11 protein-coding genes are annotated in these 13,257 nt (G+C 73.3%); 5 read left to right on the forward strand and 6 right to left on the reverse strand.

The genetic code is table 11. The features are described 5' to 3' along the window. Nucleotides 1-151 precede the first annotated feature (151 nt). The 3 genes from ABD841_RS10320 to ABD841_RS10330 form a co-directional block, all read right to left on the reverse strand. Nucleotides 152-481, reverse strand: a complete 330-nt coding sequence (locus tag ABD841_RS10320) for a hypothetical protein (RefSeq protein WP_344970100.1) — start codon at nt 479-481, stop codon at nt 152-154. A gap of 304 nt (nt 482-785) precedes the next feature. Beyond that, complete coding sequence (locus ABD841_RS10325) at nt 786-1,850, reverse strand: hypothetical protein (RefSeq protein WP_344970101.1); 1,065 nt, start codon at nt 1,848-1,850, stop codon at nt 786-788. A 329-nt stretch (nt 1,851-2,179) separates the two neighbouring features. Then, nucleotides 2,180-4,018 (reverse strand): AMP-dependent synthetase/ligase, encoded by a 1,839-nt coding sequence (locus ABD841_RS10330; RefSeq protein WP_344970103.1) that lies wholly within the window; start codon nt 4,016-4,018, stop codon nt 2,180-2,182. Between the two features lie 237 nt (nt 4,019-4,255). Here ABD841_RS10330 and ABD841_RS10335 point away from each other — a divergent pair, with 237 nt between their 5' ends. Beyond that, on the forward strand, nt 4,256-4,867 hold the full coding sequence (locus tag ABD841_RS10335) for a trimeric intracellular cation channel family protein (RefSeq protein WP_344970105.1): 612 nt from the start codon (nt 4,256-4,258) through the stop codon (nt 4,865-4,867). Nucleotides 4,868-4,904: 37 nt separating this feature from the next. On the opposite strand, the gene nhaA is transcribed toward ABD841_RS10335, so the two are convergent. After that, a complete protein-coding gene (gene nhaA, locus ABD841_RS10340) occupies nt 4,905-6,233 on the reverse strand; it encodes a Na+/H+ antiporter NhaA (protein ID WP_344970106.1) in 1,329 nt (442 codons plus the stop codon). Nucleotides 6,234-6,660: 427 nt separating this feature from the next. Beyond that, nucleotides 6,661-8,121 carry a MocR-like transcription factor YczR gene (gene yczR, locus ABD841_RS10345; RefSeq protein WP_344970108.1) on the reverse strand — a complete coding sequence of 487 codons (1,461 nt, stop codon included), beginning with the start codon at nt 8,119-8,121 and terminating at the stop codon, nt 6,661-6,663. Nucleotides 8,122-8,169: 48 nt separating this feature from the next. Here yczR and yczE point away from each other — a divergent pair, with 48 nt between their 5' ends. From yczE to grpE, 4 genes are all read left to right on the forward strand, one after another. Beyond that, the gene (yczE, locus tag ABD841_RS10350; protein ID WP_344970109.1) at nt 8,170-8,775 is read left to right on the forward strand and encodes a membrane protein YczE; all 606 of its coding nucleotides are present in this window, start codon (nt 8,170-8,172) and stop codon (nt 8,773-8,775) included. A gap of 38 nt (nt 8,776-8,813) precedes the next feature. After that, nucleotides 8,814-10,574 (forward strand): glycoside hydrolase family 15 protein, encoded by a 1,761-nt coding sequence (locus ABD841_RS10355; RefSeq protein WP_344970111.1) that lies wholly within the window; start codon nt 8,814-8,816, stop codon nt 10,572-10,574. Nucleotides 10,575-10,738: 164 nt separating this feature from the next. After that, complete coding sequence (locus ABD841_RS10360) at nt 10,739-10,987, forward strand: hypothetical protein (RefSeq protein WP_344970112.1); 249 nt, start codon at nt 10,739-10,741, stop codon at nt 10,985-10,987. Nucleotides 10,988-11,075: 88 nt separating this feature from the next. After that, nucleotides 11,076-12,584 (forward strand): nucleotide exchange factor GrpE, encoded by a 1,509-nt coding sequence (gene grpE / locus ABD841_RS10365; protein WP_344970114.1) that lies wholly within the window; start codon nt 11,076-11,078, stop codon nt 12,582-12,584. Between the two features lie 89 nt (nt 12,585-12,673). Here grpE and ABD841_RS10370 read toward each other — a convergent pair whose 3' ends face one another. After that, on the reverse strand, nt 12,674-13,219 hold the full coding sequence (locus tag ABD841_RS10370) for an RNA polymerase sigma factor (protein ID WP_344970116.1): 546 nt from the start codon (nt 13,217-13,219) through the stop codon (nt 12,674-12,676). Nucleotides 13,220-13,257: the final 38 nt, after the last annotated feature.

A 13,257-nucleotide genomic window follows, 5' to 3' on the forward strand; every position in this document is an offset into this window, starting at 1 on the left:
GTCTGCATAGCCGACATCGGTGCCGCGATGAGGGGGTGGCGATCATGTCTGCTGTGATTCGTTCCGGGGGCGCGCCCCGTCTGGTGAAAGGGCTCACCGCCGCCGCGTTGACACTGGGAATCCTCGGAGGTACGACCGCCGCGGCGGTGCCTCAGGCCTGGGCGGGCGACACGCCCGTCAAAGTGATCGAGTCGGAGTTCTTCATCGCGCTCTCGAAGAAGAACTTCCACCCGGGAACCCACACGTTCAGGATCCGCAACGTGGGGTTCGCCCCGCACGCCTTGTCGATCAAGGGGCCCGGCGTCAGCACCACCTCCAAGGTCATCCCGGGCGGGGGCAGGGCGAAGCTCACGGTCTCCCTGAAAAAGGGGACGTACAGGGTGTGGTGCCCGGTGGACAGGCACCTCCAGAAGGGGATGGCGACGACGATCAGGGTGAGGTAGCCGACCCGCGGCTGACCGGCCGGCGGCCGGAGCCGCATGTCGCGGGAGCGCCGGCCGTGACGGCCGGACGGCCGGCCCCGCCGGGCGGCCCGGGGGATGGGGGCCCGGTGGCCGTCCTCCCCGGGTACCTCGTCCGGCCCGGTGGGAGAGACCTTCGCGGTCTCCCCCGCTTCTCGCCGGCCGGATCGTGACGCCCGGTGTGCTTGCCGGACTCCTGGCCGGCGAGGATCCGGATGCTCCGCCAGAGGCCTGATCGCTCCGAGGGCATGCCCCGGGGACGCCGTTCCGGAAGCCCGATCGCTCCGCGGACACGCCCCGGAGACGAGCTGCCGGGGCGGGGTCCTACGAGGACGGGATCCGGTGGACGGCGCTCAGGCTGGGGGCGTAGCGGTGCGACCCGTCGAAGCGGATCCGCCACTCGCCGCGCGGGCGGACCGGCAGGGTACGGCCGAAGCGGCCGTGAGCGTCGGTTGTGGTCGTGCCCATCTCCGTCCACTCCTCCCGTTCCGAGGCTCGGTGCAGGATCTCGACGGGCCGGTCGGGGAAGGGGGCGTAGTCCAGGTACCCCTGCGGGTCGACCCGGTTGAGCGCGCCGCGCACCCGCGTGCCCTCTCCCCTGCCGGTCGCCTGGACCGCGCTGAATTTGGTCTCGCGCTTGAGCCAGAAGCCCGCGTGCCCGGTGACAGTCCTGCCGCCGGTGCCCCTGGCGGTCACGGTGACGGTCCAGCGGCCGGCGGGGTACCAGCGGTCCAGGCTGTCCTCCGGCGCGAAACGCCAGGTCTCCCACCCGTCCGCGGCCCGGGAGACGACCGCGCCCGCGCCGGTCGCCGCGTGGCCCGGGACGGCGTGCCGGGGCGCGGCGAGACCGGCCAGCGGAGCCGGGCCGCGCGCGAGGAACGGGCCGGGCCGGGGCACCGCGCCGGGGCCGGGACGGACGGGAACGGGAACGGCGGGACCGGGACGGACGGGGACGGCGGCGTCCGGACCCGGACGGGCGGGAACGGCGGAGCCGGGTCCGGCGGCGTCCGGGGGCACCGCCGGACCCGGCCGCGGGGCCGGGCGCGAAGCGGGCGACGCGTCCGGCCCCGGTCTCGGCTCGGGACGCGGTCCCGGACGGGGACGCGGATCCGGAGCGGCCGGGTCGGGCACGCCGACCGGGAAGACCGTGGCCCCGGAGCCGGGCGGCGCCCCCGGCTCGACCTGGATCGTCACCCCCGCGGGGCCGGCCACACCGCGGGCGACGACCTCGATCACCAGGCGTACCGCGTCGGTCGGCCCGACCACCGGGGCGGCGGGGCGCAGCGTGACCGAGCGGATCACCAGATCCTCGACCGCGGCGGCCGGGGCCCCGGCGGGCACCGGCAGGGACACGGCCCCCGCGGCCAGGGACGCCAGCAGGACTCTCATGGCTCCTCCGCTCCCCGAAGAGAGCGGCCTCCCGCCTCCCCCGGCCGAGGTGGACGACGGCCGAGCCCCTGCCGTTCCGGACGGCCCGACCGTGATGGGGACGCGGTTCCCCCGCCCGGTGAGTCCGGCGGCCCTCTCGCCAAAGTTGATGGTCATGGTTCCGGACGCTAGGGAACCGCCGGTAAGGATCGGGTAGCCGACACACGCCCGGTTGGCAAAGCGGCACGGGGAAACGCCCGGCACCTCCACTTTCGCGGTGGAAGGCCGGGCATCGTGCGGGCCGGTCCCGGGCACCCCGCACCGGCGGGCGCCCGGGACCGGGACCCGGCTCAGTCGCCGGCGTACATGTCGTCGATGATCTCGGCGTACTTGGCGTGGATGACGCGGCGCTTGAGCTTCAGGCTCGGGGTCAGCTCCGCGGTCTCGGCCGTCCACTCCACCGGCAGCAGCCGCCAGCGCTTGACCTGCTGGACACGGGCGAGCTTCTCGTTGGCGGCGGCGACCGCGGCCTCGGCGGCCTTCAGGACGTCGGGGTGCTGGGCGAACTCGGCGAGGGTGGTGAACTCGATGCCGTGGCTCTGCGCCCAGCCCGGGGCCGCCTCACCGTCGAGGGTGAGGATCGCCACCGGGTACGGCCTGCTGTCGCCGTAGGCGAGGGCCTGGCCGATGAGCGGGTGCTCCTTGAGGAGGTTCTCGATGTTGGCCGGGGAGATGTTCTCGCCGCCGGCGGTGATGATGAGTTCCTTCTTGCGGTCGAGGATCCTGACGAAGCCGTCCTCGTCGACGGAGCCCACGTCGCCGGTGTGCAGCCAGCCGTCCTCGTCCAGCAGCTCGGCGGTGGCCTCGGGGCGGTTCAGGTAGCCGCGGGCGTTGGCGGGGCTGCGGGCGAGGATCTCGCCGTCCTCGGCGATGCGGACCTCGACACCCGGACCGGCCTGGCCGACCGTGCCGAGCTTGAAGCGGTCGGGGGCGTTGGCGGTGAACGCGCCCGTCGTCTCCGTCATGCCGTAGACGTCCAGCACCTTCAGGCCGAGACCGGCGAAGAAGCGCTGGACCTCCAGCGGCATGGGCGCGGCGGCGGTGGCCAGCCAGCCGGCGTTGTCGAGGCCGATCAGCGACCGGATGAGCGAGAGCAGGGAGGCGTCGGCCTGCTCGTAGGCCGCCCGCACCTCGGGCGAGAGCGTGCCGCCGTACTGGCTGGCCTCGATGTAGGCGAGCCCGGCGGCCATCGCCGTGCGGACGCTCTCCTGCTGCTCCTCCGGCTGGGTGGACAGCAGCGCCTGCAGGCGGGCCATCATCTTCTCCCACACGCGCGGGACGCCGAAGAACAGCACCGGCTTGACCTGGCCGAGGACCGCGCCGAGCTGGGCGAGGTCGGTGCAGAAGTGGACGTGGGAGAGCTTGAAGAGCGGCAGGTAGAGGCTGAGCACCCGCTCGGCGATGTGGGCGTACGTCAGGTAGGAGATCTGGGTGCCCTTGACGGGCAGGTTGGCCATCCGGTTGGTCGCCACGACCTCGTAGAAGACGTTGGCGTGGGTGAGCGGCACGCCCTTGGGGTTGCCGGTGGTGCCGGAGGTGTAGAGCACGGTGAGGGTGTCGTCGGCGGTGACCGCCCGCCAGCGGGCGTCGACGGTGCCGGGGTCGGTCGCGAGCCGCTCGCGGCCGAGGGCCAGGAAGTCGTCCCAGGAGACGAACCGGTCGCCGGACGGGGCGCCCTCAAGCACGATGATCTTGCGAAGGTCCGGGAGGCGGTCCAGGACCGGCTCCCACCGCGCCAGGTCCGCCGGGCCGCCGAGGACCGCGATCCTGGCCCCGACGTCGCCGGCGACGAAGGCCACCTGCTCGGGCGCGAAGGTCGAGTAGACCGAGCACGGGACGGCGCCGGCGTGCACCGCGCCGAGGTCCGCCAGCACGTGCTCACTGCGGTTGATCATCATGAGGGCGACCGCCTCGCCCGGCTCCAGCCCGAGGGCCACGAAACCCGCGGCGATCTCCAGGACGCGCCGCCGGGCCTCGGCGTAGGTCAGGGTGGACCAGCCCCCCTCCACCGGATCGGAGTAGGCCGGCGCGTCGGGATCGCTCTCGGCCGCCTCCTTCAGCTGGTCGCAGACCGTCCGGCCCGCGATCTCCCGCTCGATCTCCGCACGCTCCTCAAGGACACCGGTCATGACGCGCCTCCTGAAAGTGCTTACTTGCACGAGTGGCATGCATCGCACCACACACGGTTCCCCATGGACAAGACCTTGAAAGACAGAAGAAACACCACGGTGCTCAACCCTGTGGTCACGGCACGGCAGGAGGTGTACGGAAAGTCGCGGGACGATCACGTGAGGGGATCCCGGCGGGCGGCCCGCCACCGGAACCCTCCCGGACGCGCCCGGTGCGGGTCATGGGAGGGTTGACCCGTGAACCAGGTGCTCGACCTCGTCGGAATCTTCGTCTTCGCCCTCTCCGGCGCCCTCGTCGGCGTGCGCAGGCGGCTCGACGTGGTCGGCATGGCCGTGCTGGCCGAGATGACCGCGCTGGGCGGGGGCATCCTGCGCGACCTGATCCTGAACGTGCGGCCCGCCGCCTTCTCCAGCGTGGGCTACGTGCTCGTCCCGGTCGCCGCGACCGTGATCGTGTTCTTCTGGCACCCGCAGGTGGAGCGGGTGATGCCCGCCGTGAACGTGCTCGACGCCGCGGGCCTCGGCCTGTTCTGCGCGGTCGGCACCGAGAAGGCGCTGGACTACGGTCTCAGCCCGCTGCACGCGGCCCTGCTCGGGGTCACCACGGCGGTCGGCGGCGGCATCCTGCGCGACGTCCTCTCCGGGCAGATCCCGGCCCTGTTGTACGACCGCCAGCTGTACGCGGTGCCCGCCATGCTCGGCTCGGCGGTGATGGCGGCGCTGTACACGCTGGACCTGCACGGCTGGCCGGCCACCCTGTCCGCGGCCGTCCTCGCCTTCGGGCTGCGTGTGGCGGCCGTCCGGCTGCGCCTGCGCGCGCCACTGGCCAGGGGCGTCACCGCCGAGTAGGCCCCGCACCCCCGGTTCCGGCGAGTGGCGGAGTGGCTCAACCGCTGTTCCGGCCGGGCCGGTCCTGCTCACGCTGGTAGACGTCGGGGATGTCGTCCCGGTCGTGGTCGGCGGTCTCGGCCCGGTGAATGTCCCGATAGACGCGGTTGCGCAGGCGAAGGATCACCCCCGCCAGCAGTGCCGCGGTCAGCGAACCGGCCAGCACCGCCAGTTTGACGTGATCGTCACGGTCGCTGCCGATGCCGAAGGCCAGCTCGCCGATCAGCAGGGACACGGTGAAGCCGATCCCGGCCAGGATCGACAGCCCCAGCACGTCGATCCAGGCCAGACCCTCATCCAGCTCGGCGTGGGTGAAGCGGGCCACCAGCCAGGTCGCGGCCGCGATCCCGACGGGTTTGCCGACGATCAGGCCGACCACGATGCCGACGGTCACCGGGTCGCTGAACGCGGCGGTCAGCCCGCTGGCTCCGCCCAGCGGCACACCGGCCGACAGCAGCGCGAAGACCGGCACGGCCACCCCGGCCGACAGGGGACGGAACCGGTGCTCGAAGTGCTCGGCCAGCCCCGGCCCGGCCTGCGGTCCACCGGCCGCCCGGCTGCGCACCACCGGCACGGCGAAGGCCATCAGCACCCCGGCGACGGTGGCGTGCACCCCGGAGGCGTGCACCAGAGCCCACACCGCCAGCGCCAACGGCAACAACAGCCACCAGGCGCGCACCCGCTTCTGCACCAGGGCGGCGAACAACGCCAGCGGCACGGCCGCCGCCGCCAGCGGTCCCCAAGACAGCTGATCGGTGTAGAACACCGCGATGATCATGATGGCCAGCAGATCGTCGACCACGGCCAGGGTCAGCAGGAAGGTACGCAGCGCCGCCGGCAGATACCGGCCGATGACCGCCAGCATGGCCAGGGCGAAAGCGATGTCGGTCGCGGTGGGAATCGCCCACCCCACCGCCGCGCCGGCCGCCTGCCGGGTGACGAGCAGGTACAGCCCCGCCGGGACGATCACCCCGCCGAAGGCGGCCGCGACCGGCACCGCGGCCCGCCGGACGTCGCGCAGGTCCCCGGCGACGAACTCGCGTTTGAGCTCCAGCCCGGCGACGAAGAAGAAGATCGCAAGCAGTCCGTCGGCGGCCCAGGTGGCCAGATCCAGTCGCAGGTGCAGCGCGGCCGGCCCGACCTCGACGGCCCGCAGCGCCTCATACGACTCCGACCAGGGGGAGTTGGCCCAGATCATCGCCACCGTCGCACCGGCCAGCAGCAACGCGCCGCCGATGGTCTCCTTGCGCAGGATGTCGGCGATCCGCCGCGCCTCGGGCCACGAGCCCCGGCCGAACAACCCAGGCGTGCCGAACGTACTATTCATCGTGAACTACCCCAGGTCAGGTCGGAAACAGATCCATTGCTGCCGACCAGACTTCCCGGCACACCACCGACCACCCTACCGGCACGCTCGCCGGCGCCTCCCGGCCGCCCCTGCCGAGCTGGGGTGAATCCGCCGGCCGAGGCCCGGTCCCCGCCCGGGGCACGCCGGTCCGTTCGGCGTCCGCCCCGGGCCGGCAGCCGCACCTGCCGCGCCGGAACCCGTCCGGGAGAACCCGCCGCCGGGGCAGGAGACCGAAGCGTCACCTCCCGGGCGCCGAGGGGGCCGGGGAGCAACGCGGTCGAGGACATCGAGCTCGCCGACGGCTCGCCGGGCGCCGAGAGGGCCGGGGAGCAGCCCTGTCAGCCCTTTTCCGGCTCCTTGGGTCCGTCCTCCGGGTGATCCGTGCCGGTCGTCCTTTCCCGCGCGGTCACAGGGCCGGGGTGAGCGGCTTGGCCGGGCGGGCGCCGTACGCGCCCTTGACCCTGGCCTCGGCGATGCGTCGCACCGCCTCGGCGAGCACCCCCGGCGGCTGGGTGAAGGGGAGGCGCAGCCGGCCCTCCAGCGTGCCGTCCACGCCGAACCAGCGCCCGGGTGCGAGCCGCACCCCGTGGCAGGCCGCCGCGTCGGCCAGTGCCGTGGCCTCGGGGCCGGCCAGACGCACCCAGAGCGAGCCCCCGCCGCGGGGCACGGTGAAGCTCCAGTCGGGCATGTGCTCGGCCAGCTCGGCCGCCAGGACGTCGCGGGAGGCGCCGAGGGCGCGGGCACGCTCGGCGCGCGACTCCTCGATGCCCTCGAACAGCCTGACCACCACGAGTTGCTCGAAGAGCGGGCTGGCGATGTCGACGGCCGCGCGGAGCACGGCCAGGCGGCCGACCGTGGCGGCGGTGGTGCGGATCCAGCCGATGCGCAGCCCGCCCCACCACAGCTTGGACGCCGACCCGATGGTGATCACCCGCCCGTCGGTGTCGAAGGCGGCCAGCGGCGCGACCGCGGGCTGCTCGTCGATGGCCAGCTCGGCCCAGCTCTCGTCGACCACCAGGGTGGTGCCGTACTGCCTGGCCGCCTCCGCCAGCCCCGCCCGCGTGGCCTCGTCCATCACGTGGCCGGTGGGGTTCTGGAAGTCGGGGATCACGTACGCGAGCCGGGCCGCCGACTGGCGCATCGCGCAGGTCAGCAGGTCCAGGTGCCAGCCCCCGTCGGGGATGCCGACCGGGACGATCCTGGCGCCGCGCATCCGGGACAGGTCGATCGCGTGCGGGTAGGTGGGCGACTCCAGCAGCACCGGGTCGCCGCGCGAGAGCAGCATGGCGGTCACCAGGTGAATGGCCTGCTGGGCGCCGGTGGTGACCAGGATCTGCTCGGGGCGGGTGGCCAGCCCGCGCGCGGTGTAGCGGGCCGCGATCGCCCGGCGCAGCGGGGCGATGCCGACCGGGTCGTAGCCCATGCCGAGCGCGTAGCGCGGGTAGTGTTCGCTCGCGAAGGCGATCGCCCCCGGCAGGCTGGAGATCGCGCTCGGCGCGGCGGTGTGCAGCGGGAGCAGGCCGTCGTCGGCTGCGGCGATCCACGGGTTGTCGGTGCCCATGGAACCGGCGTCGGGCAGCGCGGTCCAGCTTCCGGCGCCCTGCCGGCTCTCCAGGTAGCCCTGCTCACGGAGCCGGTCGTAGGCCGCGGTGACGGTGGTGCGGCTGACGCCCAGCGCCTCGGCGAGGTGGCGCTCGGCGGGCACGCGCACCCGCACGGGCAGGCGCCCGTCGAGGATCAGCGACCGCATGGCCCGGGCCAGGGCCCGGTAGTACGGTCTGGCGCCCGGGCCGACCGCCACGAGGCGGGCGAGCTGGGGTCCGCTGAGATACCGGTCCACGCCGCCCAGCATAAGGCCACTTTCCATGATTGGCTCTTTGAAGAGACCATAATGGCCTGGACGATTAACGCCATTATGAGCGAACTCTCCCTACCGACCTTCGGCCCCCTGCCCAACCGTCTCCTCCGCCTGTACGCGGGCCTGGCCTTCTACGGCGTCGGCATCGCCCTGCAGATCCGGTCCCACCTGGGCGGCAGCCCCTGGGACGTCTTCCACCAGGGCCTCTCCGTCCGGCTGGGCCTGTCGGTCGGCACCTGGATCATCCTGGTGGGCGCCGCGGTCATGCTGCTGTGGATCCCCCTCCGGCAGAAGCCGGGCGTGGGCACCGTCAGCAACGTCGTCTTCGTGGGACTGTTCGCCGACGCGGCCATGTGGCTGATCCCCGCCCCGGACGCGGTGGCCGCGCGCTGGGCGTACCTGGTGGCCGGCGTCGTCGTCACCGCCGCGGCGACCGGCCTGTACATCGGCGCCGGTCTCGGCGCCGGCCCCCGCGACGGTCTGATGACCGGCCTGAACCGCCTCGGGCTGTCCATCCGCTCGGCGCGCACCGCCATCGAGGTCACCGTGCTGGCCGTCGGCTGGCTGCTGGGCGGGACCGCGGGCGTGGGGACACTGGTCTTCGCCCTGGTGATCGGGCCGCTGACCCAGTTCTTCATGCCCAGGATGCGTCCTCGGGCATGACCCGCCCGCCGGGGTCGCCGAGGCGTTAGCGTCGAGCCATGTGGATCGAGGACTACGCACTCATCGGTGACATGCAGTCGGCCGCCCTGGTCGGCCGGAACGGCTCCATCGACTGGCTCTGCCTTCCGCGCTTCGACTCACCCTCCTGCTTCGGGGCGCTGCTCGGCGGCAAGAACCACGGCCAGTGGTGGATCGGTCCCTCGCACGCCGAGCGGCCCCGGGCCACCCGGCGCCGCTACCGGGGTGAGACGCTCGTCCTCGAAAGCGAGTGGGACACCCCCACCGGCACCGTCCGGGTCATCGACTTCATGCCCACCCGGCACACCAACCCCGACCTGGTCAGGATCGTCGAGGGCGTGTCCGGGACGGTGGCCATGGCCACCGAGATCCGCATCCGCTTCGACTACGGCCGCATCGTGCCCTGGGTGCGCCGCAGCGACGGCCTGCTGCAGGCCATCGGCGGGCCCGACTCGGTGTGGCTGCACGCCCCCGTCCCGCTGCAGGGCGGCGACTACGCGCACCACGCGAGCTTCGAGGTCTCCGCGGGCGAGCGCATGGCGTTCATCTTCACCTGGCATCCCTCCCACGAGCCCAAGCCCGTCGAGATCGACCCGTACGAGCAGCTGGTGGAGACCGAGAAGCTGTGGGACGAGTGGGTGGCCCAGTGCACCTACCAGGGCCCGTGGCGCGAGGCCGTGGTGCGCTCCCTCATCACGCTCAAGGCGCTCACCTACGCCCCCACCGGCGGCATCGTGGCCGCCCCGACCACCTCGCTGCCCGAGGACCTCGGCGGGGTCCGCAACTGGGACTACCGCTACTGCTGGCTGCGCGACGCCACCATGACCCTGGACGCCCTCATCGGCGCCGGTTACCTGGACGAGGCCCGCGCCTGGCGGTCCTGGCTGCTGCGCGCCATCGCGGGCCGCGCCCAGGACCTGCAGATCATGTACGGGGTCGCCGGGGAGCGCCGCCTGACGGAGCTGGAGCTCGGCTGGCTGCCCGGGTACGAGAACTCCCGGCCGGTCAGGATCGGCAACGGCGCGGTCGAGCAGCTCCAGCTGGACGTCTACGGCGAGGTCCTGAACTCCCTGCACCTGTCGCGCGTCTCGGGCCTCGAGCCGGACCACCGGGCCTGGACCATCCAGTGCGAGCTCGTCGCCTACGTGGAGGAGCACTGGGACGAGCCCGACGAGGGCCTGTGGGAGGTCCGGGGGCCGCGCCGCCACTTCACCCACTCCAAGGTGATGTGCTGGGTCGCCCTCGACCGGGCCGTCAAACAGGTGGAGTCCTTCGGCAAGGCCGGCCCGCTGGAGCGCTGGAAGGAGACGCGCGACCGCATCCACGCCGAGATCTGCGACAAGGCCTTCGACCCGGTGCGCGGCACCTTCACCCAGTCGTACGGCTCGCGGGAACTGGACGCCGCCCTGCTGCTGATCCCGATCGTCGGCTTCCTGCCGCCGGAGGACCCCCGCGTGATCGGGACGGTGGAGGCGATCCAGCGCGAGCTGATGGCCGACGGCTTCGTGCTGCGCTACCCGGTGGCCGCCGACAACGACGTGGACGGCCTGCCGGGCGGCGAGGGCGCCTTCCTGGCCTGCAGTTTCTGGCTGGCCGAGGCGCTGGCGATGATCGGCCGCAAGGCCGAGGCCGTCGAGCTGTTCGAGCGGCTGCTGGAGCTCCGCAACGACGTCGGCCTGCTCGCCGAGGAGTTCGACCCCCGCTACGGCCGCATGGTCGGCAACTTCCCCCAGGCGTTCAGTCACGTCCCTCTGATCCACGTGGCGCGTGCGCTCAGCTGAGACTCAGGGTCCGATTTTGTGGCGTTTTATACAGTTTTGACCGCTTTTGGCGCTCTGTTGGGACATGATTTGAAAAATCCCCAAAAAATCTTGAACCAGTCTGCAACTATCAGGCCGGATCGTGACTCTCATCCTGTGTACGACCCACCCGGAAAGGAACGACCATGAGCGACTTCGACGTCACCACCACCGACTACTACGACACCAACGGCGACGGTGACACCGACGTGCAGTACATCGACTACAACAACGACGGCGTCGCCGACGTGGAGTACTACGACACCAACGGCGACGGCCGCACCGACGTGGAGTACCGCGACTACAACGCCGACGGCGTCGCCGACGAGGTCCTCGTCGACCTCAACGGCGACGGCTACGCCGACTACACCGAGACCGGCCCCTTCACCGCCTGACCACACGACCCGGCATGAGCCCGTGTGACCTCACCGAGGGGGGAACCCGGATCCGCGTCACACGGGCGGCCGACCAGGAAGGCGATCGATGAGGCATCGACGCGCGCTCCTCCCCCTGCTGCTCCTGGCCGTACCGGCACTGACCGGTTGCGCCGAGGGAGTGGCGGGTTCCCGCGGGCAGGAGCTCGGCGCGCCACCGGCGCCCCTGCGTGACGGCGCGGGCGCCTCCGTGCGCCCGCTGCGTCCAGGTGACGGCGATGGGGGGCTGCTGGGCGGGTTCGCCCCGCTGCCCCTGATGCTCGCGCTGGCCGCGGGTGCCCTGGTGCTGATCGCTGCCGCCGTCTACGTATGGCACCGCAACCGGCTCCCGGCCCCCCCGCCGGGGACCTGGCAGCCCGGCGCCGCCCCACCCGGGGGGCCGGGGGCGCCCGGGACGCCCCCCGGAACGTGGTCCACCGGGGCCTACCCGGCCGTGGGGACGCCCACCGCGGCCCACCCGGCGGCCGGAACGCCCACCGCGGCCCACCCAACCGCGGGAACACCCGTCACGACCCCCCCGACCACCACGACGCCCGAGGCGGAGCACCCGGCCGTGAGCACGCCCACCGCGGAGCACCCGGCCGCGGAAACACCCACCGCGGAGCACCCGGCCGTGAGCACGCCCACCGCGGAGCATCCGGCCGCGGAAACACCCACCGCGGAGCACCCGGCTGCCGGAGTGCCCACCGCGAGCACACCCGCCGCAAGCACGGCCACCGCGGAGCACCCGGCGACGGGAACACCCGTCACGGCCCCCCCGACCACCACGACGCCCGAGGCGGAGCACCCGGCGGCCGGGACGCCCACCGCGGCCCACCCGGCCCCGGAAACGCCCGCGCGGGAGCACCCGACGACCGGAACACCCACCATGGAGCACGCGCCCGCAACGACGCCCGCCGAAGTGCCGACCGCGGAGTACCCCCGGCAGCCCGCGCCCGCCGGTCCGCGGGCCCGGCGGGAAGCCGAGGCGCCCGCCGATCCCTTCCCGGAGGGACCCGCCAACCCCTTCCCCGAGGCGGGCGGCAGTCCCTTCCCCGAGACGCTCGGCGGTCCCCTCCCCGAGATTCCGCCGGTCCCGGCCGGCGACCCCGGGGCGCCGGCCGTTCCGGCTCCGGCAGGCGGGCCTGCGGAGGCGGGGGGAACGGCCGGGTCCGACCCGCTGGCGGAGGCCCTGACCGAGTTCGCCGCGAGCGGGATCAGCCCGGCGCTCGCGCAGCAGGTGGAGCGGCTCTTCGCCGACGGCCACCCGGGGCGCGAGGCGCTCATCGCGGCCTGCATCGGCTACCGGGACCAGATCGCCGAACGGCACCCGCGGATGGCCGCGACGCTGCTGGACGGGCTCAACCGGGCCGGCGTCCGGGAGCTCGTCGCGGACGGGCAGCGGTTCGACCCGCGCCTGCACGAGGCGTTCGGCACCGAGCCGACCGACCGGCCCGAGCTGCACGACACCGTGGCGGAGACCGTCAAGCGGGGGTACGCCGACGGCGAGCGCGTCATCCGTGTGCCGCAGGTCGCCGTCTACCGTCACGAACCCGCCGGCACGGGATCGGCGCAGTGAGCGCCGCGCCCGCGGTCCGGGTTCCCGGACCGCGCGGTGGCCCGGTTCCGTGCCCGGCCCGGGGCCCCGCTCCGGGCCGCGGGCCCGGCTCAGTTCTCGGCGAGCCCGGCCCGCAGGCGTGCCCTGCCCCGGTGGATCCAGACCCGTACCGTGTTGAGCGGCACCCCGAGCGAGGCCGCCACCTGCTCGTAGGTCAGCCCGCCCGCCCACAGCAGCAGCACCTCCCGCTGCGAGGGCGGCAGTGTGGCCAGTGCCCGGCGCAGGTCGGCCAGGCGTGCCACGGAGTCCTCGAAGGGTTCGGCGACCGCCGAGTCCTCGGCCACCTGGGCGTAGAGCACCCCGCAGGAACGGCGCCGCACCACCGTGTGCGCGGCGTTGCGCGCGATGACGAGGACCCAGGCCCGGAAGGACGCCCGTCCCTCGAAGGTGTGCAGGCCCCGCCAGGCGGCGAGCTGCGTCTCCTGGAGCGCGTCGAGCGCGTCGGCGCGGTTCTCCGTCAGGTGGTAGCAGACACCGAAGGCCGGGCGCTGCACGGTGGCCCACAGCGCGCGGAAGGCGGTCTCGTCACCTGCGCGCGCCTCGGCGACGAGAAGCGTCTCGTCGCCGAGGGCCGCGCTCAGCGACCCGGTCGTCATCGGCGTCCATCCTTCATGGGCGGAAAGTCAGCTAATGA

This window comes from Streptosporangium fragile (assembly GCF_039534445.1).
Lineage (GTDB): Bacteria > Actinomycetota > Actinomycetes > Streptosporangiales > Streptosporangiaceae > Streptosporangium > Streptosporangium fragile.